The sequence below is a fragment of the Kitasatospora cystarginea genome (assembly GCF_039533515.1).
Classification (GTDB): Bacteria; Actinomycetota; Actinomycetes; order Streptomycetales; family Streptomycetaceae; genus Kitasatospora; species Kitasatospora cystarginea.
This window is the reverse complement of the sequence record NZ_BAAATR010000043.1, coordinates 50,404-76,197: the sequence shown is the minus strand read 5'-3', so window position 1 is coordinate 76,197 and position 25,794 is coordinate 50,404. Positions and strand designations below refer to the sequence as shown.

At 72.9% G+C, this 25,794-nt stretch carries 6 protein-coding genes; 3 read left to right on the top strand and 3 right to left on the bottom strand.

Features of this window, described 5'->3' with window-relative positions:
- Positions 1–4,312 (bottom strand): type I polyketide synthase (locus tag ABD369_RS33200; RefSeq protein WP_344640330.1); only part of this gene is annotated, 4,312 nt, incomplete at its 3' end.
- 461 nt (positions 4,313–4,773) lie between these two features.
- Between ABD369_RS33200 and ABD369_RS33195 the strand changes: the two genes are divergently transcribed.
- Both ABD369_RS33195 and ABD369_RS33190 read left to right on the top strand, forming a co-directional pair.
- On the top strand, positions 4,774–5,796 hold the full coding sequence (locus tag ABD369_RS33195; protein ID WP_344640329.1) for an ABC transporter ATP-binding protein: 1,023 nt from the start codon (positions 4,774–4,776) through the stop codon (positions 5,794–5,796).
- Entirely contained in the window at positions 5,793–6,608 is an 816-nt protein-coding gene (locus ABD369_RS33190) for an ABC transporter permease (protein WP_344640328.1), read from the top strand. The genes ABD369_RS33195 and ABD369_RS33190 overlap by 4 nt, the downstream gene beginning before the upstream one ends.
- An 80-nt stretch (positions 6,609–6,688) precedes the next feature.
- Here the strand turns inward: ABD369_RS33190 and ABD369_RS33185 are convergent, their stop codons facing one another.
- Entirely contained in the window at positions 6,689–7,807 is a 1,119-nt protein-coding gene (locus ABD369_RS33185) for an agmatinase family protein (protein ID WP_344640327.1), read from the bottom strand.
- A 337-nt stretch (positions 7,808–8,144) separates the two neighbouring features.
- Here ABD369_RS33185 and ABD369_RS33180 point away from each other — a divergent pair, with 337 nt between their 5' ends.
- A complete protein-coding gene (locus ABD369_RS33180; RefSeq protein ID WP_344640326.1) occupies positions 8,145–9,677 on the top strand; it encodes an ArnT family glycosyltransferase in 1,533 nt (510 codons plus the stop codon).
- A gap of 289 nt (positions 9,678–9,966) precedes the next feature.
- On the opposite strand, the gene ABD369_RS33175 is transcribed toward ABD369_RS33180, so the two are convergent.
- Positions 9,967–25,404 (bottom strand): type I polyketide synthase, encoded by a 15,438-nt coding sequence (locus tag ABD369_RS33175; RefSeq protein WP_344640325.1) that lies wholly within the window; start codon positions 25,402–25,404, stop codon positions 9,967–9,969.
- Between the last annotated feature and the right edge of the window lie 390 nt (positions 25,405–25,794).

Below are 25,794 nucleotides of genomic sequence, written 5' to 3'. Positions count from 1 at the left end.
GCGAGACCAGCAGCAACCTACGCGCGCCGTACTCGGTCACCAGATGCCGGGCGAACAGCGCACCGAGGGTGCCCGTCGCACCCGTCACCAGCACCGTCCCCTCCGGGTCCAGCACCAGCGGCTCGGCCTCGGCAACCGCCGGGACCCGCGCCAGACGCGGCGCCAGGGCCTTGCCCGCGAGCAGGGCCAGTTGGGGTTCGCCGCTCTCGACGGCGTTCGGCAGGGCGCGCAGCGAGGCCGGGTCCTCGTCGAGGTCGACCAGCACGATCCGGCCCGGGTTCTCCGACTGCGCCGAACCCAGCAGACCCCAGACGGCGGCCGAGGGAAGGTCCAGTACATCCGCGTCACTGGTCGCCACCGCACCGCGCGTGACCACCACCAGGCGGGTGTCCTTCAGCAGATCCTCCGCCAGCCACTCCTGCACCAGGCCGAGCACACCGTGCACGGCGGCGCGCGTCACCGCGGCCACATCCTGGTCCGCCTCGGGCAGCACGGGAACCACGATCGTGCCCGGCACCGAAAGGCCAGCCGAGACCGCCGCCCGCAGCTCGGCCAGGTTCCCGAACTGCTCGGCATCCTCCAGCCCGAGATCGTCCGCACCGAGCACCGTCAGTACATCCGGCGCCCCGACCGGCGGCAGGGCGGCTGCGGTCCAGTCGGGCCGGAACAGCGCGTCCTCGCCGCCCGCACCCGCCAGCTGCTCGGCCGCGAACGGCCGCAGCACCAGCGACTCCACCGACGCGACCGGTACACCCGTACCGTCCGCAACCGCCAGCGACACCGCATCCTCGCCGGCCCGCGCCAGCCGCACCCGCAGCTCCGACGCGCCGGAGGCGTACAGGCACACACCGCTCCACGCGAACGGCAGCCGGCCCTGGCCGGTGTCCGCCACCAGCCCCCCGAGCCCCACCGCGTGCAGCGCGGAGTCCAGCAGCGCCGGGTGCAGGCCGAACAGACCCGCCTCGCCCCGGCTCTCCTCCGGCAGCGCCAGCTCCGCGAACACCTCGCCGTCCAGCCGCCAGGCCGCCCGCAGCCCCTGGAACACCGGACCGTAACCGAACCCCGCCGCCGCGAACCCCTCGTACAGCCCATCGACCGGTACGGACTCCGCACCCGGCGGCGGCCACTCCACCAGATCGAACGAGGCGGCCTGCTCCTCGGCCGACAGGAAGCCCGTGGCGTGGACGGTCCAAGGACGGTCGGACCAGGCAGTCCCGCCGTCCGCGTCCTCCTGCGGGCGGGAGTAGACGCTCAGCGGGCGGCGTCCGGACCCGTCGGGTGCACCCACCGCGAGGCACAGCCTTATCGCGCCCGCCGCCGGGATGACCAGCGGAGCCTCCAGGGCCAGCTCGTCCACCACTGCGCAGCCGACCTGGTCACCGGCGGCAACCGCCAGGTCCACCAAGGCCGTTCCCGGGAGCAGCACGCTGCCGGCCACGGCGTGGTCGGCCAGCCACGGGTGCGTCTCGACGGAGAGGCGGCCGACGAAGAGGTGCCCCTCCGAGTCCGGCAGGCCGACGACCGCGCCGAGCAGCGGGTGGTCGATCGCACCCAGTCCGGCCGCCGTGACGTCACCGCCCTGGAGCGCGCCGGTGTCCAGCCAGTACCGCTCCCGCTGGAAGGCGTAGGTGGGCAGGTCGACGCGCTGGGCGCCGGTGCCCGCGAACACGGCCTGCCAGTCCACCTTCACGCCACGGACGTGCAGCTGGGCCAGGCCGGTGGTGAAGCTCTCCGCCTCCGCACGGTCACGGCGCAGGACCGGCGTGAACACCGCGTCCTCGCTCACGCACTCCTGCCCCATCGCGGAGAGCGTCCCGTCCGGGCCCAACTCCAGGAAGGTACGGACGCCTTCACGCTCCAGGGCCTGGACGGCATCGCGGAAGCGGACGGCCTCGCGGACGTGCCGCACCCAGTAGTCGGCGGTGCTGAGCTCGTCGGTGATGTCACCGGTCAGGGTGGAGACGATCGGGATACTGGGCTCGCCGAAGGTCAGGCCCTCGGCGACGGCCCGGAACTCCGCGAGCATCGGCTCCATCAGCGGCGAGTGGAACGCGTGGCTGACGGTGAGCCGCTTGGTCTTGCGACCGTCGGCGGCCAGCTTCTCCGCGACCTCCAGCACGGCCTGCTCGGCACCCGAGATCACCACCGAGGTCGGACCGTTGACCGCCGCGATCCCCAACTCCTCGGTGAGGAACGGCAGCACCTCGTCCTCGGACGCCTGCACCGCCACCATCGCACCACCAACCGGCAGCGCCTGCATCAGCCGGCCGCGAGCCGCCACCAGAGCGGCGGCATCCGCCAGCGACAGCACACCCGCCACATGCGCGGCGGCCAGCTCACCGATCGAATGCCCCGCCAGGAACTCCGGCCGCACACCCCACGACTCCACCAGGCGGAACAGCGCCACCTCGACCGCGAACAGCGCCGGCTGCGTGTACCCGGTCTGCTCCAGCTCCTCGCCGCCGAAAACCACCTCACGCAACGGACGCGCGAGACGCCCGTCCAGCTCCGCGCACACCGCGTCGAAAGCCCCGGCAAAGACCGGGAACGCCTCGTACAACTCGGCACCCATACCGACCCGCTGGCTCCCCTGCCCAGCGAACAGGAACGCCACCCGCCCCGCAGAACCCGCGGCGCCGACCACCGACCGTGCCGCAGACTCGCCGCGCGACAGCGCCGCCAGGCCGGCCAGGGCCTCGGACCGGTCACGGACGAGGAGCGCCGCCCGCTGCTTGAAGGACGCGCGCGAGGTGGCCAGCGAGAAGGCGACATCCGGGACGCCCGCTTCAGGCGCGGCCGTCAGCCAGTCCAGCAACCGCTGCGCCTGTCCCCGCAGCGCCTCCGCAGTCCGCCCGGAGAGCACCCACGGCACGAACGGCGCTGCCGAAGGCGACCCGGCCGCTTCCTCGGCCTCGGCCGCGTCGGCCGCAGGCGCCTGCTCCAGGATGGTGTGCGCGTTGGTGCCGCTGACTCCGAAGGACGAGACCGCCGCCCGCCGCGGCCGCCCGGTCTCGGGCCACGGCCGCGCCTCCGTCAGCAGCTCCACCGCGCCAGCCGACCAGTCCACGTTGTGCGTCGGCCGGTCCACGTGCAGCGTCTGCGGCAGCACACCGTGCCGCATCGCCATCACCATCTTGATGATGCCGCCGACACCCGCCGCCGCCTGGGTGTGGCCGATGTTGGACTTCAGCGAACCGAGCCAGAGCGGCGCGGAGCCGTCGCGGTTCTGCCCGTAGGTCGCCAGCAGGGCCTGCGCCTCGATCGGGTCGCCGAGCGTCGTGCCGGTGCCGTGCGCCTCGACCGTGTCTATCTGACTCGCCGTCAGCCTGGCGGTCGCGAGCGCCTGTCGGATCACCCGCTGCTGGGAGGGCCCGTTGGGGGCGGTGAGCCCACTGCTGGCGCCGTCCTGGTTGACGGCGCTCCCGCGCACGATCGCCAGCACCGGGTGCCCGTTGCGCTGCGCATCCGAGAGACGCTCGACCAGCAGAATGCCGACGCCCTCGCCCCAGCCGGTGCCGTCCGCCGCAGCGGCGAAGGACTTGCAGCGGCCGTCGGCGGCCAGTCCGCGCTGGCGGCTGAAGTCGATGAAGGCATTGGGGGTGGACATCACGGCGACGCCGCCGGCCAGGGCCAGCGAGCACTCGTCCGCGCGCAGCGCCTGGATCGCCCAGTGCAGCGCGACCAGGGAGGAGGAGCAGGCGGTGTCGACGGTGACGGCCGGGCCTTCCAGGCCGAGCGCGTAGGCCACCCGGCCCGAGGCGACACTGCCCGAGTTGCCGTTGCCGAGGTAGCCGGCGACCTCCTCGGGGACGTCCAGCAGGCGGGAGGCGTAGTCGTGGTACATCACACCGGCGAAGACACCGGTCCGGCTGCCCCGGACGGCCTCCGGGTCGATGCCCGCCCGCTCGAACGCCTCCCACGAGGTCTCCAGCAGCAGCCGCTGCTGCGGGTCCATCGCCAGCGCCTCACGCGGCGAGATGCCGAAGAAGTCGGGGTCGAACTGGGCGGCGTCGTGCAGGAACCCGCCCTCGCGGGTGTACGAGGTGCCCGGGTGGTCGGGATCCTCGTGGTGGAGGGTGGCGAGGTCCCAGCCCCGGTCGGTGGGGAAGCCGGAGACGCCGTCGGTGCCGGTGGCCACCAGCTGCCAGAGGTCCTCGGGCGAGGTCACTCCGCCGGGGTAGCGGCAGGCCATGCCGATGATGGCGATCGGTTCCGGCTCCTGCTCCTCCAGCTCGCGCAGCCGCCGACGCGTCTCGCGCAGATCGGCGGTCGCCCGCTTGAGGTAGTCGAGGAGCTTCGCTTCGTTCTCCACGCCTTGTCCGTCCCACCCTTGAACCGGTCGTGAGGGCCGTGCCGGCCGCTTCCGGACGTCCGAGTCGGAACACGTCGTCGGGAAGGTTCGGGCATGACCGCCAATGACTCGCAATGACTCGTGCTTAATGGCCTGCGCCCACAACTCCCCGCCCGTGCGGGAGAAATCCTGCCCAGCAGTATTCGGTCACAATTGCCGGGAAGCGATTGCGGAGAATACTTGCGCCCTTTCAAGCTAGCAGCGGGCCGGGTCGGCACACATCCCCTACTCTGCCCCTACCGCCCCTGTCCGGACTGGGCCGCGCCACCCATGCTATACATGGTCCGGCACAGTTGAGTGTTCATTATCCCTTTCCGTCGGCGCGCATGACGGCGTAACACGACGGCGTTTCAGTATGCGTGTGATCCCTGCCGCGCTTCCATCGTCGCCGTTGTCGCGTCCCGCTCGATTTGCAGGAAGCAATGAATACAGCACGCGCACCGCAGGCCGTGGATTCCGATTCCACCGCCGTCGTCGTCGACCGGCTGGTCAAGAGATATCGCAACCGGCCGACGCCGGCCGTCGACGACCTCAGTTTCACCGTGAGGACCGGTGAGGTGTTCGGCCTGCTCGGCCCGAACGGCGCCGGGAAGTCGACCACCATCGGCATCATGACCACCCGGGTCGCCCCGACCTCGGGCCGGGTGTCCATCCTCGGGGTCGACGTGGTGAGCCGGCCGGCCGCCGCGCACCGGGTGTTCGCGGTGGTCCCACAGCGCAACAACCTCGACCGTTCACTGACCATCCGGCAGAACCTGGTCTTCCACGCCGGCTACCACGGCATGGGCCGGGCCGAGCGCAACCGGCTGGCCGACGAGAGCCTCGACTGGGTGGGCCTCGGTGACCGGGGGAAGGCCAGGGTGGACGAGCTTTCCGGGGGCCAGGCGCAGCGGGTGATGATCGCCCGCGCGCTGATGCACCGGCCCAGGGTGCTCTTCCTGGACGAGCCGGCCACCGGTCTCGACCCGCAAGCCCGGCTCTTCATCCACGAGCGGGTGGCCGAACTGAGCCGCCGGGGCGTCACCGTGGTGATCACCACACACGACATGGACGAGGCCGCCAAGCTCTGCGACCGGGTCGGCATCGTCGACCGCGGCAAGCTGCTGGCACTGGACTCGCCGCAGGCCCTGACCTCCTCACTTAGCGGCACCGGCACCCTCACCTTCACCCTGCGGGCCGCCGGGGCGCCGGCCGAGGAGCGTGAACTCACCGATCTGGTCCGGGTACTGGAGAAGATCGAGACGGTGGAGCGGGTCGAGACCGTCGAGGTCGGTGCCGACGTCCCCGACCGACTGCGGCTCTACACCACCGGCCGGCCCTCGGCCACCCTGCCCGCGGCGGTCAGCGCCCTGAGCGAACTGCACTGCGACATCGAGGACGTGTCGCTGGGCGGGCTGACCCTGGAAGACGTCTTCATCGAACTGACCGGGAGAGAACTCCGTTGAGCGCGACCGCAACCCTTCCGCAGACCGGCAAAGGCGGCTCCGCGGCACGGACCTTCGCCTTCATCCTCTGGCGGGACGTCTTCGTGACGGGACGCGAGCTGATCCCGTTCCTCGCCCAGGTGCTGGTCGAGCCGTTCTTCATCCTGTTCGTGTTCGGCAAGGTCCTCTCCGGCCTCGGCTACACCGGCCACGGTTTCCAGCAGGTGCTGCTGCCGGGCGTGGTGGCGCTCAGCAGCTTCCTGGTCGCGCTGCAGAACACCGCCTTCCCGCTGATCGTCGACTTCTCCTTCACCAAGGAGATCGAGGACCGGCTGCTGTCCCCGATCCCGCTCGCCCTGGTGGCGGTCGAGAAGGTGGTGTTCGGGGCGATCCGCGGTCTGGTGGCCGCCGCGGTGATGATCCCGCTCGGGTTCCTGGTCCTGGACGGTGTGCACTGGCCGGCCTCCAGCGTCCTGCCGGTCGCCGGTGTGCTCGCGCTCGGCTCGCTGGCCGGCGCGACCGTCGGGCTGACCATCGGCACCGCGGTGGAGTCCCGCCACATCAGCATCATGATCGCGGTCGTGCTGACCCCGCTGATGTTCACCGGCGCGACCCAGTTCCCGTGGTACGGCCTGTCCTCGGTGCGGCCGTTCCAGGTGATCTGCGCGCTCAACCCGCTGACGTACGTCAGCGAGGCGATGCGCGCGGTGCTGCTGCCACACGGTGAACCGCGGTCGATCCCGCTCGGGGTCGACCTGGCCGCGCTCGCGGCGGCCTGTGTGCTGTTCGGGCTGCTCGGCATCCGGGGCTTCCGCCGGCGGGCGCTGGACTGACGCGGCGAACAGCGGAGCGGCGGCGCATCATCGATGCGCCCCCGCTCCTCTGGTGTCGGGCTCTGCCGCCGGTACCCGTCTCAGCCCATCGGGAACTTGACCTGCCCGGAGACGATCGGGTTGAGGTAGTTCGGCCCGGCGATCTTCAGCCGGTTCATCGCCAGGCCGGTCAGGCCCTCGAAGATGGCGCGGCGGGCGTTCATCGTGGTGGAGTACCCGGAGTCCAGGTGCGGCGCGACCTCGACCACGTCCATGCCGATGACCTTGGTCTCGTGGCAGATCCGGCGGAACGCCGGGAACAGCTCGCGGTTGGTCAGGCCGCCGGGCTCGGGGGTGCCGGTGCCGGGGGCGAAGGCCGGGTCCAGCACGTCGATGTCCAGCGAGAGGTAGACGAACTCGGCGTTCTCCTGCACCTCGGCGATCGCCTTGTCCAGCACGGCGTGGAAGCCGATCCGCTCGATCTCCGCCATGAAGTGCGACTTCATGCCCTGTCGGCGCATCCAGTTGAACAGCTGGTTGTCGGGGCCGGTGACGGTGCGAAGACCGACCTGGACCACGTTGCCCGCCGGGATCTTCTCGTCCTCGATGATCCGCCGGATCGGGGTGCTGTGGGTGGCCCGGTGGCCCAACTGCGAGTCGTGGCAGTCGGGGTGGGCGTCGAAGTGGATGACGCCGATCTTCTCCGGGCCGTAGACGTCGGCCAGCGCCCCGACGCTCGGCCACAGCAGCGAGTGGTCGCCGCCGAGCAGCACCGGGACGGCCCCGACCTCGGCGATCTGCCGGACCAGTCCCCGGATGTGGTCCATCGAGTTCGGCGTGCTGAAGGCGTCCACGGCCGCGTCGCCGTAGTCCACCACCTTCAGCACGTCGAACGGGTTGATCCGGGTGCTGGCGTTGATCACCGCCTCGGGGGCGTTGAAGATGTACCGCTCGTCGGCGCGGATCATCCGCGGACCGTAGGCGGCGCCGCGGTGGCCGATCGAGGAGTCCAGCGGGATGCCCAGCACCGCGACGTCGGCGTTCCCGGCCTTCAGGTCCTCCTGGTTGAGGCAGAGCGGAACACCCATGAAGGTCGGGATGCCCGAGTGGGCGGGGGTCGCGTAGTACCGGCGGAGGTCGATCGGCCCCGGCTCGCGGCCGGGCGCCGCCGACCGGTCGATCTCCAGGCGGAACTCGGGCGTCTGAGGCTTGTCGTTCACACACTTCTCCTCGGTGGACGTTACGGCGCATTCCGCGTTCGGACGGTTCGCATATTTCGCTGCGGCACCAGCCTAGTCGCGCCGGAAAATCCTCCGACCCCTTGTTCACCTCCTATCCGACCCCTATCCGGCGCGGCCCGACCCCTACCCCGAGGCTCCGTCAAGCCCTCGGCCGGACAAGGAGATGCCATAGGATCGAGTCGCCCGCAGCACATCCCTGACGCCCTCTGCTCGGCGAGCCGGCCAGGCGCGGGAATGCGGATTCAGCGAATTCACTCGGGATATCGGCCGGAAACCGGCCCGCCGAATGCGACGAATCGACCCACGTGGAGAAACCGTGAGCCAGACCATCGACAACGCCGCGCCGCCGAGCGCCGCCGAACAACCGGACCGGCCCGAAGCCCCACCGATCGCCTGGCGGCCGGTGGCCGTCGTCGCGGGCGTACTGACCCTGGCCCTGCTGCTGACCAGCGGCCGCTACGGCTACTTCGGCGACGAGCTGTACTTCCTCTCCGCCGGGAAGCACCCGGACTGGGGCTACATCGACCAGCCTCCGCTGCTGCCCCTGCTCGCCCACGCCATGGACGCGCTGGCCCCCGGCAACCTGGTGGTGCTGCGCCTGCCGGCCACCCTGCTGACCGGCACGGGGGTCGTCCTGTGCGCCCTGATCGCGCGGGAGTTGGGCGGGCAGCGCCGCGCCCAGCTGCTCAGCGCCGGCGCCTTCGCCGTCTCGCCGATCGTGGTGGTCTTCGGGCACCTGCTGATCACCCCGACCCTGGACGTGTTCTTCTGGACCCTGATCAGCTGGCTGCTGGTGCGCTGGATCCGGCTGCGCGACGACCGGCTGCTGCTGTGGCTCGGCGTGGTGGCGGCGGCCGCGCTCCAGGACAAGTACCTGGTCGGTGTGTTCCTGCTGGCCCTGGTCGGTGCGGTGGCCGTGGCCGGCCCGCGCTCGCTGCTCGCCCGGCCCGCACTCTGGGCGGCGGCCGCGATCGCGGTGCTGGTGACGGCGCCCAGCCTGGTGTGGCAGGCCCAGCACGGCTGGCCGCAGGCGGAGATGACGGATGCGATCGCCGCCGAGGACGACTCGCTGTTCGGCGGCCGGGTGCTGTTCCTGCCACTGGCGCTGATCCTCTCCGGCTTCCCGCTGGTCCTGCTGATGTGCGCGGGGCTGTGGCGGCTGCTGCGGATGGAGGCGCTGCGCGCCTACCGCTTCCTGGGCTGGGCGGCAGTCGCGGTGACCGCGTTCTTCCTGCTCACCGACGGCCGGGCCTACTACGTCGCCGGCCTGTTCCCGATGCTCTGGGCGGTGGGCGCGGTCTCCCTCCAGCACCGCCCGGCGGCCCGCGGATGGCGCTGGGGCTTCGGCATCCCCGCCTTCGTGATCTGCGCGGCGGTGGCGGTCGCCGGCCTCCCGGTGTACCCGGTCTCCGCCGTCGGCCGCACCCCGCAGGGCGCCAACTTCTCCATCACCGAGACGATCGGCTGGCCGCAGCTGGCGGCCACCGTGGCAAAGGCCTACCACGCGCTGCCCGCCGACCAGGAGCACAACGCGGTGATCGTCACCGACACCTTCTGGGCGGCCGGCGCACTGGACCGCTACGGGCCCGGGGACGGGCTGCCGCAGGCGTACAGCCCGCAGCGCGGTGCCTGGTACTTCGGCGCGCCGCCGGACGGCTCCGGCGCCGTACTGTACGTCGGCGGCGACGAGGCCAAGCTGCGCGAGGAGTTCGGCAGCGTACGGCAGGTGGCCACGATAGACGACGGCGTGGACGTGAACAACGCCGACCAGGGCAAGGCCGTCTGGCTCTGCGAGGGCCTGCACACCCCGTGGTCCAAGCTCTGGCCCGGCCTGCGCACCGTCGCCTGACCGCGCCACCGCCTCCGTCGACTCATCACTGCTTCGCCTGACGACATGCGGCGGGCCCCGGGATCACTCCCGGGGCCCGCCGCATGTCCGCTCCCACCGCGGACGACCACTGTCATTTCGGACGACCGCCGATGACCGGCGCTGGTGGCCGCCGGCCGCAGCGGCCCACCGATCGCCGCGGCCGCCGCCCCGGGACGGGACGGTGCTCCGTCCCCGGACGGCGGGCACGGGAGCCGAGTGCGCCGGGGCCCGCCGACCCGATCGGTCGGCAGGCCCCGGCGGGGTCGGATCAGGACAGACCGAGTTCCTCGTCCAGCAGGCTGAAGAGCTCGTCCGCCGTCGCCGACTCGAGCTCGGCGTCGGCCGCCGCCGACTCGGTGTCCGGGCCCTGGGCCTCGGTCCACATCGACAGCAGGGACCGCAGGCGGGCGGTGACGCTGCGCCGCTCCTCCTCACCGGCGGCGAGGTTGGCCAGGATCGACTCCAGGCGGTCGAGTTCCGCACCGATCGGAAGTACCGGCGCGGCCGACGCCTCGTCCTGGCGGATCTCCTCCCGCAGGTAGGCGGCCAGGGCGCCCGGGGTCGGGTAGTCGAAGATCAGCGTGACCGGCAGCCGCACCCCGGCCAGCGCGCCCAGACGGTTGCGCAGGTCGACGGCGGTCAGCGAGTCGAAGCCGAGCTCGACGAAACCGCGTCCCGGTTCGATCGCCTCGGGGCCGCCGTAGCCGAGCACCGCGGCCACCTGGGTCCGCACCGCGTCCAGCAGGACGCGGTCCCGCTCGGCGTCCGGCAGACCGGCCAACTGCTGGGCCAGTGTGCGCTCTTCGGCCACCTGGGCGCCCGCTCCCGCCGACGACCGCCGGACCGGCACCCGGACCAGCCCCCGCAGCAGGTGCGGCACCAGCTCGGGATCGCCTTGGGCCCGCAGCGTGGCCACGTCGAGCCGCATCGGAGCCAGCACCGCGTCGTCCTGACCGCCGGTCGCCGCGTCGAACAGCGCCAGGCCCTCCGCCGGGGACAGCGGCGCCAGCCCGGCCTTGGCCATCCGGGCCACGTCAGCCTCGTCCAGGCCGCCCGCCATGCCGCCGTCCTGCGCCCACAGGCCCCAGGCGAGCGAACTCGCCGCGAGGCCGCGTGCCTTGCGGTGCTGCGCCAGCGCGTCCAGGAAGGTGTTCGCTGCGGCGTAGTTCGCCTGTCCCTGGCCGCCGAAGACACCGGCGGAGGAGGAGAACAGGACGAACGCCGAGAGGTTCTGATGACCCGTCAGTTCATGCAGGTGCCAGGCCGCGTCCACCTTCGGACGCAGCACCCCGTCCAGCCGCTCGGGAGTCATCGTCGAGACGATCCCGTCGTCGAGCACGCCCGCGGTGTGGACGACCGCGGTGAGCGGCCGCTCGGCGGGCACCGAGGCGAGCAGGGCGGCGAGCGCCTCCCGGTCGGCCGCGTCACACGCCGCCAGCGTGACCTCCGCGCCCGACTCGGCCAGCTCGGACCGCAGTTCCTCCGCACCCGGCGCATCCGCACCACGGCGGCTGGTCAGCAGCAGCTGCCGGACACCGTACTCGGCCACCAGATGCCGGGCCACCAGCGCACCCAGCGCACCCGTACCACCGGTGATCAGAACCGTGCCCTCCGGCCCGAAGGCCCTGGGCTCGGCGGCCTGCTCGGTGACGGCCGGGACCCGGGCCAGCCGAAAGGCGTGCGGGACGCCCTGCCGGACGGCCAGCTGCGGCTCGCCGGAGGCGAGTGCGGCCGGGAGCGCACCGAGCGAGGCGCCGTCACCGTCCAGGTCCACCAGGACGATCCGCCCCGGGTTCTCGCCCTGGGCCGAGCGCAGCAGACCCCAGACCGGAGCGTGCACCAGATCGGTGACATCCGCGTCGGCGGCGGTCGCCACCGCACCACGGGTCACCACCACCAGGCGGGCGTCGGCGAACCTGTCCTCGGCCAGCCAGGACTGGACGAGCTCCAGGGCGCGCCGGGTGGCGCCCCGGGCGGCGGCTGCGGTGTCCGCCCCGGCGGCACCCGTCCCGACGAAGGGGGCGAACACCACCTCGGGGGCGTCCCCGCTCGCGGCCAGCGCCGCCAGGTCCGGGTACACCTCGACGCTCCGCTCGAAGCCGTCCAGGTCGGCGCCGGACCCCAGCACGGCCCAGCCTCCGGTCTCGACGGCCGGCCCGGCAGGCAGTGCCGCCCACTCGGGGCGGAACAACGACTCCTGGAACGCGCCCTGCGCCGAGCGCAGTTGTTCCGCCGAGACCGCCCGCAGCACCAGCGCGTCCACCGACGCGACCGCCCTGCCCGACTCGTCCGCCAGCCACAGCGACACGCTGTCCGAACCGGCCGAGGCCAGCCGCACCCGCAGCGCGGAAGCACCCGCAGCGTGCAGCCGGACCCCACCCCAGGAGAACGGCAGCCGGGCGCGGCCCGCGTCCTGGTCGGCGTCACGGACCAGACCGCCGAGGCCGACCCCGTGCAGGGCGGCGTCCAGCAGCGCGGGGTGCAGCCCGTACGGCGCGGTGTCCAGGCCGGGCCCGTCCGGCGCGGGCCGGATCTCCGCGAAGACCTCGCCGTCGCGGCGCCAGGCCCGGCGCAGGCCCTGGAAGACCGGACCGTAGTCCAGGCCGGCCTTCGCGACTCCCTCGTACAGCCCGTCCACGTCGATCGGCTCGGCACCGGCCGGCGGCCACTCACCGAGGTCGAACCCCGGCTCCTGTGCACCCGGGGCCAGCAGACCGGTCGCGTGCCGGGTCCACGGCTCCTCGGCCGGGACGTCCTCACGGCGGGAGTGCAGACTCAGCGCCCGGGCACCCGACTCGTCGGCCGCCCCCAGCGTGAGGCGCAGTTGCACACCACCGCGCTCGGGCAGCACCAGCGGCGCCTCCAGCGTGAGTTCGTCCAGCAGCCCGCAGCCCACCTCCTCGCCGGCCCGGACGGCCAGTTCGACGAAGGCCGTACCCGGCAGCAGCACGCTGCCCAGTACCGCGTGGTCGGCCAGCCACTGATGCGTCGACAGCGCCAGCCGCCCGGTGAACACGAATCCGCCCGAGTCGGGCAGTTCGACCGCCGCGCCCAGCAGCGGGTGGCCGGCCAGGTCGAGTCCCGCCAACGCCATGTCGCCTGCGGACACGCCCGTGTCCAGCCAGTAGCGCTCCTTCTGGAAGGCGTACGTGGGCAGTTCGACCCGTGCTGCCCCCAGGCCTGCGAACACGGCCGGCCAGTCGACGGCCGTGCCACGGACGTGGGCCTGTGCGAGGGCGGTGGTCAGCGACCGTACCTCCGGCCGACCGGAGCGCAGCACGGGCGCGAACACCGCGTCCTCGCTCACGCACTCCTGGCCCATTGCGGAGAGAACCCCGTCCGGGCCCAACTCCACGTACGTACGGACGCCTTCGCCCTCCAGGGTGCGGACCGCCTCGTGGAAGCGGACGGCCTCGCGGACGTGGCGCACCCAGTAGTCGGCGGTGCGGATCTCGTCCGTGACCGAGCCGGTGAGGGTGGAGACGATCGGGATGCGCGGTTCGGCGAAGGTCAGGCCCTCGGCGACGGTACGGAACTCCGCCAGCATCGGCTCCATCAGCGGCGAGTGGAACGCGTGGCTCACCGTCAGCTGCTTGGTCTTGCGGCCGTCGGCGGCCAGCTTCTCCGCGACCTCCAGCACGGCCTGCTCAGCCCCCGAGATCACCACCGAGGTCGGACCGTTGACCGCCGCGATCTCCAACTCCTCGGTGAGGAACGGCAGAACCTCGTCCTCGGATGCCTGCACCGCCACCATCGCACCGCCAGTGGGCAGCGCCTGCATCAGCCGGCCGCGAGCCGCCACCAGAGCGGCGGCGTCCGCAAGCGAGAGCACACCCGCCACGTGCGCGGCGGCCAGCTCACCGATCGAGTGACCCGCCAGCGCGTCCGGCCGGACGCCCCACGACTCGACGAGGCGGAACAGCGCCACCTCGATCGCGAACAGCGCCGGCTGCGTGTAACCGGTCTGATCCAACTCCTCGCCGCCGAACACCACCTCGCGCAGCGGACGGTCCAAGTGCCCGTCCAGCTCCGCACACACCGCGTCGAAGGCCTCGGCGAAATGCGGGAACGCCTCGTACAACTCGGCGCCCATCCCGGCCCGCTGGCTCCCCTGCCCGGTGAGCAGGAACGCCAGGCGGCCACCGGCCACCGAGCCCTGCACCACGTTCGCCGGGGCCTCACCGGCCGCCAGCGCGGCCAGCCCGCGCAGGAACTCCGTGCGGTCGTCGGCGATGACCACGGCTCGCTGCTCCAGAGCGGCGCGCGTGGTCGCCAGCGAGTGGCCGACGTCGACCGGGCTCAGCTCGGGCTGCTCGTCCGCGAAGGCGTGCAGCCGGGCCGCCTGGGCCCGCAGGGCAGGCTCGCCCTTCGCCGACAGCACCCAGGGCAGCGTCGTGCGGGTGTCGCCCGCCTCGATCCCGCCGTCCGCCGGCACCGTGTCCTCGGTGGGCGGTGCCTGCTCCAGGATGGTGTGGGCGTTGGTACCGCTGATACCGAACGAGGAGACCGCCGCGCGGCGCGGACGGCCGGTCTCCGGCCACGGCTGCGCCTCCGTCAGCAGCGAGACCGCGCCCGCCGACCACTCCACGTGCGGCGAGGGCTCGTCGACGTGCAGGGTGCGCGGCAGCACACCGTGCCGCATCGCCATCACCATCTTGATCACACCCGCGACGCCCGAAGCGGCCTGGGTGTGGCCGAGGTTGGACTTCACCGAGCCGAGCCAGAGCGGCTGGTCGTCGATGCGGTCCTGACCGTAGGTGGCGAGCAGCGCCTGCGCCTCGATCGGGTCGCCCAGCGTGGTGCCGGTGCCGTGCGCCTCCACCGCGTCCACCTGCCCGGCCGGGATCCCGGCGTTGGCGAGTGCCTGCCGGATCACCCGCTGCTGGGACGGACCGTTGGGCGCCGTCAGACCGTTGGACGCACCGTCCTGGTTGATCGCACTACCCCGCACCACGGCCAGCACCGGGTGCCCGTTGCGGCGGGCGTCCGAGAGGCGCTCGACCAGCAGCATGCCCGCACCCTCACCCCAGCCGGTGCCGTCCGCCGCCGCCGCGAAGGACTTGCAGCGGCCGTCCTCCGCCAGCCCGCGCTGGCGGCTGAACTCGACGAACGTACCGGGGGTGAACATCACCGTCACACCGCCGGCCAGCGCCATGGTGCACTCGCCGCCTCGCAGCGCCTGGCTCGCCAGGTGCAGCGCGACCAGCGAGGAGGAGCAAGCGGTGTCCACGGTGACCGCCGGACCCTCCAGACCGAAGGTGTACGCGACCCGGCCGGAGACGACGCTGCTGGAGCTGCCGGTGCCGAGGTAGCCCTCGACCTCGTCGGGGGCGGTCCGCAGTCGGGTGCCGTAGTCGTGGTACATCACGCCGGCGAAGACACCGGTACGGCTGCCGCGCATGGTGGCCGGATCGATGCCGGCCCGCTCGAACACCTCCCAGGTGGTCTCCAGCAGCAGGCGCTGCTGCGGGTCCATCGCCAGCGCCTCACGCGGCGAGATGCCGAAGAAGGCCGGGTCGAAGTAGTTGGCGTCGTGCAGGAAGCCGCCCTCGCGGGTGTACGAGGTCCCGGGGTTGTCCGGGTTCGGGTCGTACAGGGCGTCGAGGTCCCAGCCGCGGTCGGTCGGGAACAGGGAGATCCCGTCGCGTTCCCCGGCGATCAGCTGCCACAGCTCCTCGGGGCTGGTCACCCCGCCGGGGTAGCGGCAGGCCATACCGACGATCGCGATCGGGTCGTCGTCTGCCGCCACCGCCAAGGCCGTCGCAGGCAGGTCCGACTCCCGCTCGGCGCCCAGGAGTTCGGTGCGCAGGTGGCCCGCCAGCGTGGCCGGGCTGGGGTAGTCGAAGATCAGCGTCGCGGGCAGTCGCAGCCCCGTCGCCGCGTTCAGCTGGTTGCGGAGCTCGACGGCGGTCAGCGAGTCGAAGCCAAGCTCCCTGAACGCCCGTTCGCCGTCCACGGCCTCGGCGCCCGAGTAGCCCAGCACCGCCGCGACCTGCCCGCGGACCAGGTCCAGCAGCGCACGCTCCTGCTCGGCGAAGGCCAGCGGGGCCAGCCGGCGCACCAGTTCGGACTCGGAGCCCGCGCCGCGTGCCGCCGCCTCGACGGCCCGGCGCACCGGGGTGCGGACCAGTCCGCGCAGCAGCGGGGGCACCAGTCCGGCCGCCGCCTGCGTCCGCAGCGCGGCCACCCGGACGTGCATCGGGACCAGCACCTCTCCCGGGGACTTCAGCGCGGCGTCGAACAGCGCCAGGCCCTCGTCCGAGGAGAGCGCACCCAGACCCGAACGCTCCATCCTGGCCAGGTCGTTGTCGTCCAGGTGCCCGCTGACTCCGCTGCTCTGCGCCCACAGGCCCCAGGCCAGCGAGGTCGCCGGCAGGCCGCGGGCCGCGCGGTGGTGCGCCAGCCCGTCCAGGAAGGCGTTGGCGGCGGCGTAGTTGCCCTGTCCGGGACCGCCGAAGACACCGGCGGCGGAGGAGAACAGCACGAACGCCGAGAGGTCGAGGCCGGCGGTCAACTCGTGCAGGTTCCAGGCGCCTTCGGCCTTGGGCCGCAGCACCCGCTCGATCCGCTCGGGAGTGAGCGAGGACAGCACACCGTCGTCGGTGACGCCCGCGGTGTGGACGACCGCCGTGAGCGGCCGCTCGGCGGGCACCGAGGCGAGCAGGGCGGCGAGCGCCTCCCGGTCGGCCGCGTCACACGCCGCCAGCGTGACCTCCGCGCCCGACTCGGCCAGCTCGGACCGCAGTTCCTCCGCACCCGGCGCATCCGCACCACGGCGGCTGGTCAGCAGCAGCTGCCGGACACCGTACTCAGCCACCAGATGCCGGGCCACCAGCGCACCCAGCGCACCCGTACCACCGGTGATCAGAACCGTGCCCTCGGGGCCGAACCCCTTGGCCTCGGGCTCTTCCGACACCTCGACCCGGGCCAGCCGGAGCGCGTGCGGCACACCCTTCCGGACGGCCAGCTGCGGCTCCTCCGCCGTGAGTACGGTGCCCAGCGCCCGGCGGGACGACGCCTCGCCGTCCAGGTCCACCAGGACGATCCGTCCGGGGTTCTCGGTCTGCGCCGAGCGCACCAGACCCCACACGGCGGCGTGGGCCAGGTCGGTGACATCCGCGTCGGCGATGGTCGCCACCGCGCCACGGGTCACCACCACCAGCTGGGCACCGGCCAAGTGGTCCTCGGCCAGCCACGACTGGACGAGGCCCAGGACCCGGTTCACGGTCTCCCGGACGATGGCGACGGTGTCCTGCTCCTCCGGGACGTCCGGTCCCAGGCATGGTGCGAGCACCAGGTCGGGAACGTCCCCGCTCGCCGCGAGCGCCGCGAGATCCGGGTACGCCTCGACGGCTCGTCCGAGGTCGCCCAGCACCTGCGCATCGCCGCCGAGCACCGCCCAGCGCTCGTCCTCGGACGCCGGGCCGGCGGGCAGTGCCACCCACTCGGGGCGGAACAGCGACTCATGGAACACGCTCTGCGCCGAGCGCAGTTGCTCGGCCGACAGGGCCCGCAGCACCAGCGCGTCCACCGACGCCACCGGCCGGCCGGCCTCGTCGGCCAGCTCCAGCGAGACGCCGTCCGAGGAGGCCGCCGCCAGGCGCACCCGGAGCGCCGAGGCGCCGGCCGCGTGCAGCGACACGCCGGTCCAGGAGAACGGCAGCCTGCCCCGCCAGTCGGTCCCCTCGGGGGCCGCCAGGCCGAGCGCGTGCAGCGCCGAGTCCAACAGGGCCGGGTGCAGACCGAACAAGCCGGCCTCGGCCTCGGCCTGCTCCGGCAGGCTCACCTCAGCGAAGACCTCGTCCCCTCGCCGCCAGGCCCGGCGCAGACCCTGGAAGACCGGGCCGTAGTCGAAGCCGATCCCCGCCAGCACCTCGTACCGGCCATCCAGCTCGACCTCGGTCGCACCGGCCGGCGGCCACTCGCCCAGGTCGAAGCCGGGCGATTGCGCGCCGGGAGCCAGCAGACCGGTCGCGTGCCGGGTCCACGGCTCCTCCGCGGGAGCGTCCTCACGGCGGGAGTGCAGGCTCAGCGCCCGGGCGCCCGACTCGTCGGCCGCGCCCAGGGTGAGGCGCAGCTGCACCCCGCCCTGCTCCGGCAGCACGAGCGGCGCCGCAAGGGTCAGCTCCTCCAGCAGGTCGCAGCCCACCTGGTCGCCGGCCCGGACGGCCAGTTCGACGAAGGCCGTACCCGGCAGCAGCACACTGCCCAGCACTGCGTGGTCCGCCAGCCACGGGTGGGTGGACAGCGCCAGCCGCCCGGTGAACACCAGCCCACCCGAGTCCGGCAGTTCGGCCGCCGCGCCCAGCAGCGGGTGGTCCGCCGTACCGAGGCCGGCCATGGTCACATCGCCCGCACCCAGCGGCGGCACGTTCGGCCAGTACCTCTCGCGCTGGAAGGCGTAGGTGGGCAGATCCACCCGCCGAGCACCCCGGCCCGCGAACACCGCCGCCCAGTCCACGGCCGTGCCACGGACGTAGGCCTGCGCGACGGCGGTGGTCAGCGCCCGCGCCTCCGGGCGGCCGGAGCGCAGCACCGACGCGAACGCCGCGTCCTCGCTCACGCACTCCTGCCCCATCGCGGACAGCACCCCGTCCGGGCCCAACTCCAGATACGTACGGACGCCTTCGCCCTCCAGCGTGCGCACCGCGTCGCAGAAGCGGACGGCCTCGCGGACGTGGCGCACCCAGTACTCGGGCGAGCACAGCTCCTCCGCCGAAGCCGCCTGCCCGGTCAGCGTCGACACGATCGGGATCCGTGGCTCGGCGAACGTCAGCCCCTCGGCGACGGTGCGGAACTCGGCGAGCATCGGCTCCATCAGCGGCGAGTGGAAGGCGTGGCTCACGGTCAGCCGCTTGGTCTTCCGGCCCTGCGCCGCAAGCTGCTCGGCGACCGCGACAACGGCCGCCTCGACGCCCGAAATCACCACCGACGTCGGCCCGTTGACCGCCGCGATGCCCACCTCGTCCGCCAGCAGCGGCAGCACCTCCTCCTCGGAGGCCTGCACCGCCACCATCGCACCACCCGAAGGCAGCGCCTGCATCAGGCGGCCACGGGCGGCCACCAGAGCGGCGGCGTCCGCCAGCGACAGCACACCCGCCACATGCGCCGCGGCCAGCTCACCGATCGAATGACCAGCCAGCACATCCGGCCGAACACCCCACGACTCCACCAACCGGAACAGCGCCACCTCGACCGCGAACAGCGCCGGCTGCGTGTAACCGGTCTCGTCCAGCCCCTCGCCGCCGAAGACCACCTCACGCAGCGGACGCTCCAGGTACCCGTCCAGCTCCGCGCAGACGGTGTCCAGGACGGAGGCGAACGCCGGGAACGCCTCGTACAACTCGCGGCCCATCCCGGCCCGCTGACTCCCCTGCCCCGTGAACAGGAACGCCAGCCGGCCGAGGCCCGCCGTTCCCTCGACCAGGCCGGGCACATTGGTACCCGCGGCAAGCGCCTCCAGGCCCTGGACGACGCCCGCCAGATCCTCGGCCACCACGACGGCACGGCGCTCCATCGCGGACCGGCCCATCGCCAACGAGTAGCCCACATCCACCGGTTCGAGACCGGACCCGTGCTCCAGCAGCTCGCGCAGCCGCTCGGCCTGACCGCGCAGTGCCTCCGCCGTCCGGGCGGAGAGCGGCCACGGCGCCACCGGCGTCGCCACCGCCGGGGTCTCGTCCTCGGCAGCCTCCTCGACGGGCGGCGCCTGTTCGATGACGGTGTGCGCGTTGGTACCGCTCACGCCGAAGGAGGACACCGCCGCCCGGCGCGGACGGCCGGTCTCCGGCCACGGCTGCGCCTCGGTGAGCAGCGAGACCGCACCCACCGACCAGTCGACCTGGTGGGTGGGCTCGTCGACGTGCAGGGTCTGCGGCAGCACACCGTGCCGCATCGCCATCACCATCTTGATCACACCGGCGACACCCGCCGCGGCCTGGGTGTGCCCGATGTTGGACTTCAGCGAACCGAGCCACAGCGGACGGTCGTCCGAGTGCTCCCGGCCGTAGGTGGCGAGCAGCGCCTGGGCCTCGATCGGGTCGCCCAGTGCGGTGCCGGTACCGTGCGCCTCGACGGCGTCCACCTCACCGGCGGACAGGCCGGCCGAGGCCAGCGCCTGCCGGATCACCCGCTGCTGGGACGGCCCGTTGGGCGCGGTCAGACCGTTGCTGGCACCGTCCTGGTTGACGGCGCTTCCGCGCACGATCGCCAGCACCGGATGCCCGTTGCGCCGGGCGTCCGAGAGCCGCTCGACCAGCAGCATGCCGACGCCCTCGCCCCAGCCGGTGCCGTCGGCGGCATCGGCGAACGCCTTGCAGCGGCCGTCCTCCGCGAGCCCGCGCTGCCGGCTGAAGTCGACGAACGCACCCGGGGTGGACATCACGGTCACACCGCCGGCCAGGGCCAGCGAGCACTCCCCCGCCCGCAGCGCCTGGATCGCCCAGTGCAGCGCGACCAGCGAGGACGAGCACGCGGTGTCCACGGTCACGGCCGGGCCCTCCAGGCCCAGGCTGTAGGCCACTCGGCCGGACATCACGCTGGCCGCGTTGCCGGTGCCGAGGAAGCCCTCGGAGCCATCGGGCGCGCTGAGGATCAGCGGCAGGTAGTCCTGGCCGTTGGTACCGGTGAAGACGCCGGTACGGCTGCCACGCAGCGAGGCCGGGTCGATGCCCGCCCGCTCGAACGCCTCCCAGGAGACCTCGAGCAGCAGTCGCTGCTGGGGATCCATGCCGAGCGCCTCACGCGGCGAGATCCCGAAGAAGCCGGGGTCGAAGTGCCCGGCCTGGTCCAGGAAGCCGCCCTCGCGCACATAGGTGGTGTCGGGGTGCTCCGGATCCGGGTGGTAGACGGCCTCGAGGTCCCAGCCGCGGTCGGTCGGGAAGCCGGCGAGGGCGTCCGTCCCGGCGGCCAGCAGCCGCCACAGGTCCTCGGGCGAGCCGACGCCGCCCGGGAAGCGGCAGCTCATGCCGACGATCGCGATCGGGTCGTCGTCCACCGCACCCGCCGCCGGCACCGGGGCGACGGGGGCCACGGCCGGCGCGGCACCCAGGATCTCGGCGCACAGGTGCTCGGCGAGCGCGGTGGCGCTCGGGTAGTCGAAGACCAGCGTGGCGGGCAGGCGCAGGCCGGTGAGCGCGGCCAGCAGGTTGCGCAGCTCGACCGCGGTCAGCGAGTCGAAGCCCAACTCGCGGAAGGCGCGAGCGGGTTCGACCGCGTCGGGACCGGAGTAGCCGAGCACCGCGGCGACCTGGGCGCGGACGAAGTCCAGCGCCAGCCGGCTGCGCTCGCTCTCCGAGGCGTTGGCCAGCCGCTGCTGGAGCGAGGAGTTGTCGGACTGGGCGGCCTCCTCCGCGTCGGCGGCCGCCATCGCCCGCTGGGCCTCGGGGAGTTCGGCGAAGAGGGTACTCGGCCGGATGGCCGTGTACTGGGGGGCGAATCGGTCCCAGAGGATGTCCACCACGATCGAGAAGGTCTCGTCGCGGTCCAGCGCGTGCTGCATGGCGGCGACGGCGAGGTCCGGGGCGAGCGCGGGCACGCCGCCTCGGCGCAGTCGCTCGGTGACGACCTCGTCCACGGCCATACCGCCCTCGGCCCAGGCGCCCCAGGCCATGGCGGTGGCGGGGAGTCCGGCGGCGCGGCGCTGCTCGGCGAGCGCGTCCAGGAAGGAGTTCGCGGCGGCGTAGTTCGCCTGGCCGGGGCCGCCGAAGGTACCGGCGAAGGACGAGAACATCACGAAGGCCGAGAGGTCGAGCTCCCGGGTGAGCTCGTCCAGGTTGACGGCCGCGTCCACCTTGGGACGGAGCACGTTCGCCAGTCGCTCCGGCGTCAGCGCGTCCAGCACGCCGTCGTCCAGGACACCGGCCGCGTGCACCACGGTGTTCAGCGGGTACTCGGCGGGGAGCGAGTCGAGCAGCGCTGCGAGCGCTTCACGGTCGGCGACGTCGCACGCGGCGACGGTCACCCTGGTGCCCAGGCCGGTGAGCTCCGCCTCCAGTTCGGCGACTCCCTCGGCATCGCGGCCCCGGCGGCTGGTCAGTACCAGGTGCTCGGCGCCGGCCCGGGCGAGCCAGCGGGCGACATGGGCGCCCAGGGCGCCCGTACCACCGGTCACCAGCGCGGTACCACGCGGGGACCAGCCCTGGGCGACGGCGTCGCCGTGCGGGGCCCGTACCAGTCGGCGGGCGAGGATCCCGGAGGCGCGGACGGCGAGGTGGTCCTCGTCACCGAGGCCGGCCAGCACGGCGACCAGCCGGCTGACCGCGCGCTCGTCCGGGGTCTCGGGAAGGTCGATCAGACCGCCCCAGCGCTCCGGGTACTCCTGCGCCACCACCCGGCCCAGACCCCAGACCTGATTCTGCCTCGGGTCCTGCAGCCGGTCGGACCGCCCGGTCGAGACCGCACCGCGGGTGGCGCACCACAGCGGCGCCTCGATCCCAGCGTCCCCGAGTGCCTGGACCAGTGCCAGGGTGCCGGTGAGACCGGCCGGCGCGGACGGGAGTCCGGGGTGGGAGCCGTCCACCAGGGCGAGCAGCGAGAGCACACCGGCGATCTGCTGCCCGTCCTCGGGCAGGGCGGCGCGCAGCTGCTCGGCCAGCTCGGGCCGGGCCGCCGTCGCCGGGTCGAACTCGACCTGCCGTACCCGGACGCCGCACCGCGTCAGCGCTCCGGCCGAAGCCGAGGCCCACTCGGGTTCGGCACAGCCGACCGGGACCACCAGCAGCCAGTCGCCCGCGACCGTGGCCGACGCCACCTCGGCAACCGGCCGCCAGCTGACCCGGTAGCGCCAGCCCTCGACCGTGGACTGGTCCCTGCTCTGCCTGCGCCAGGCCGTCAGGGCCGGCAGCACCGAGCTCAGCGGCTGATCGCCGTCCAGGTCCAGGGTCGCGGTGAGCATCTCCAGGTCGCCGCGCTCAACGGCCTCCCAGAACCGGGCGTCCACGGGGTCGCTGCCACCGCCGGCCGCCGTGGCGGTCTCGTCCCAGGCCGCGGGCGTCGGCCAGTAGCGCTGCCGCTGGAAGGCGTAGGTGGGCAGATCCACCCGACGGGCACCCCGACCCGCGAACACCGCCGCCCAGTCCACGGCCGTGCCACGGACGTAGGCCTGCGCGACAGCGGTGGTCAGCGCCCGCGCCTCCGGGCGGCCGGAGCGCAGCACCGACGCGAACGCCGCGTCCTCGCTCACGCACTCCTGCCCCATCGCGGACAGCACCCCGTCCGGGCCCAACTCCAGATACGTACGGACGCCTTCGCCCTCCAGCGTGCGCACCGCGTCGCAGAAGCGGACGGCCTCGCGGACGTGGCGCACCCAGTACTCGGGCGAGCACAGTTCCTCCGCCGAAGCCACCCCACCCGTCAGCGTCGACACGATCGGAATCCGCGGCTCGGCGAAGCTCAAGCCCTCGGCGACCTTGCGGAACTCCGCCAGCATCGGCTCCATCAACGGCGAGTGGAACGCGTGACTCACCGTCAGCCGCTTGGTCTTCCGACCCTGCGCCGCCAACTGCTCCGCCACCGCCAGCACAGCCGCCTCGACGCCCGAAATCACCACCGAGGAAGGCCCGTTGACCGCCGCGATACCCACCTCGCCGGCCAGCAGCGGCAGCACCTCGGCCTCCGAGGCCTGCACCGCCACCATCGCACCACCCGAAGGCAGCGCCTGCATCAACCGCCCACGGGCGGCCACCAGCTTGGCGGCGTCCGCCAACGACAGCACACCCGCCACATGCGCCGCGGCCAGCTCACCGATCGAATGACCAGCCAGCACATCCGGCCGAACACCCCACGACTCCACCAACCGGAACAGCGCCACCTCGACCGCGAACAGCGCCGGCTGCGTGTAACCGGTCTCATCCAGCCCCTCGCCGCCGAAGACCACCTCACGCAGCGGACGCTCCAGGTACCCGTCCAGCTCCGCGCAGACGGTGTCCAGAACGGAGGCGAACGCCGGGAACGCCTCGTACAACTCGCGGCCCATCCCGGCCCGCTGACTCCCCTGCCCCGTGAACAGGAACGCCAGCCGTCCCTCGACCACCGAGCCCTGCACCACGTTCGCCGCGGCCTCACCGGCGGCCAGCGCGCCCAGCGCGCGCAGGAACTCGGCACGGTCCTCGGCGACCACGACGGCACGGCGCTCCAGCGCCGCACGGCCCACCGCCAGCGAGTAGCCGACATCGCCCGTCGCGAGCTCGGGTGCGGTCTCCAGCCAGGACAGCAGCCGCGTCGCCTGCCCGCGCAGGGCCGCCTCGCCCTTTCCGGACAGCGCCCACGGCAGCACGGCATCGGCGGGGCCCTGCTCGCCCTCCGCTGCGGCGTCGGCCTCCTCCGGCGCCTGCTCGATGATGGTGTGCGCATTGGTGCCGCTCATACCGAACGACGAGATGCCGACCCGGCGCGGACGGCCGGTCTCCGGCCACGGCCGGGACTCGGTCAGCAGCTCGACCGCGCCCGCCGACCATTCCACGTTCCGCGTCGGACGGTCCACGTGCAGGGTCTTCGGCAGTACGCCGTGCCGGATCGCCATGACCGTCTTGATGACGCCGGCGACACCGGCGGCGGCCTGGGCGTGGCCGAGGTTGGACTTCAGCGAGCCCAGCCAGAGCGGCCGGCCCTCGGGCCGGTCCTGGCCGTAGGTGGCCAGCAGCGCCTGCGCCTCGATCGGGTCGCCCAGCCGGGTGCCCGTACCGTGCGCCTCGACCGCGTCGACCTGGTCGGGGGTGAGCCGGGCACTGGCCAGCGCCTGGAGGATGACCCGCTGCTGCGAGGGCCCGTTGGGCGCGGTCAGACCGTTCGAGGCACCGTCCTGGTTGACGGCACTTCCACGCACGATCGCCAACACCGGGTGCCCGTTGCGCCGGGCGTCCGACAGCCGCTCGACCAGCAGCATGCCGACGCCCTCGCTCCAGCCGGTGCCGTCGGCGGCGTCGGCGAAGGACTTGCAGCGGCCGTTCGCCGCGAGTCCGCGCTGCCGGCTGAAGTCGACGAAGGTGCCGGGAGTGTTCATGACGGTCACACCGCCGGCCAGGGCCAGCGTGCAGTCGCCGTTCCGCAGCGCCTGCACCGCCAGGTGCAGCGCGACCAGCGACGAGGAGCAGGCGGTGTCCACCGTGACCGCCGGGCCTTCCAGGCCCAGGCTGTAGGCCACTCGGCCGGAGGCGACACTGGCCGCGTTGCCGGTGCCCAGGTAGCCCTCGACGTCGTCCGTGGAGCTCAGCAGGACGGGCAGGTAGTCCTGGTTGCTGGTGCCGGCGAAGACGCCGGTACGGCTGCCGTGCAGCGAGAGCGGATCGATGCCCGCCCGCTCGAACGCCTCCCAGGAGGCCTCCAGCAGCAGGCGCTGCTGCGGGTCCATCGCCAGGGCCTCGCGCGGGCTGATGCCGAACACGGCCGGGTCGAAGTGCGCGAGGTCGTGGACGAAGCCGCCCTCTCGGGTGTACGAGGTGCCCGGGTGGTCCGGGTCCGGGTGGTACAGCGCCTCGACGTCCCAGCCGCGGTCGGCCGGGAACTCGGACATCGCATCCCCGCCGGAGACGACCAGCTGCCACAGTTCCTCGGGCGAGCCGACGCCTCCCGGGAGGCGGCAGCTCATTCCGACAATGGCGATCGGTTCCTGGTCCTTGGCCTCCACCTCGCGCAGCCTCAGCCGGGTCTGGTGCAGATCGGCCGTCACCCGCTTGAGGTAGCCGCGGAGTGTCTCTTCATTCGCCATTTGATGTGCCCTCTTTACGGCTTTGCAGCTGCGAGCGGAGTATCGCCCGCGCAGAAGGTTTTCCGACCGGGCGGCGGTATGCCATGGGCGACGTCCCACCGGTGACCGCCGTTATGACAGCCGTAAAAACGCCGGCAGACGCTGCTCTCCCCGCGTCACGCTAAGAGCGGCTCCAACAGCCCCACAACCCCTATTCGCCCCCTAGGGCCCTGCCGTCCGGCCCCTTTGATTTCGGCTCGGAAATCAGCCGGCGAACGACGCGGATTCCACCGTACCGGAATTCCATCAGGGTATTCCTTACTGGTTCCGGCGAGGGTTTCCCGGGAGCTTCTCGGATGAACCCGCGACCGCGCAGCCTGCCCTCGCGCGGTTTCCCCGCCACTGCGGCGA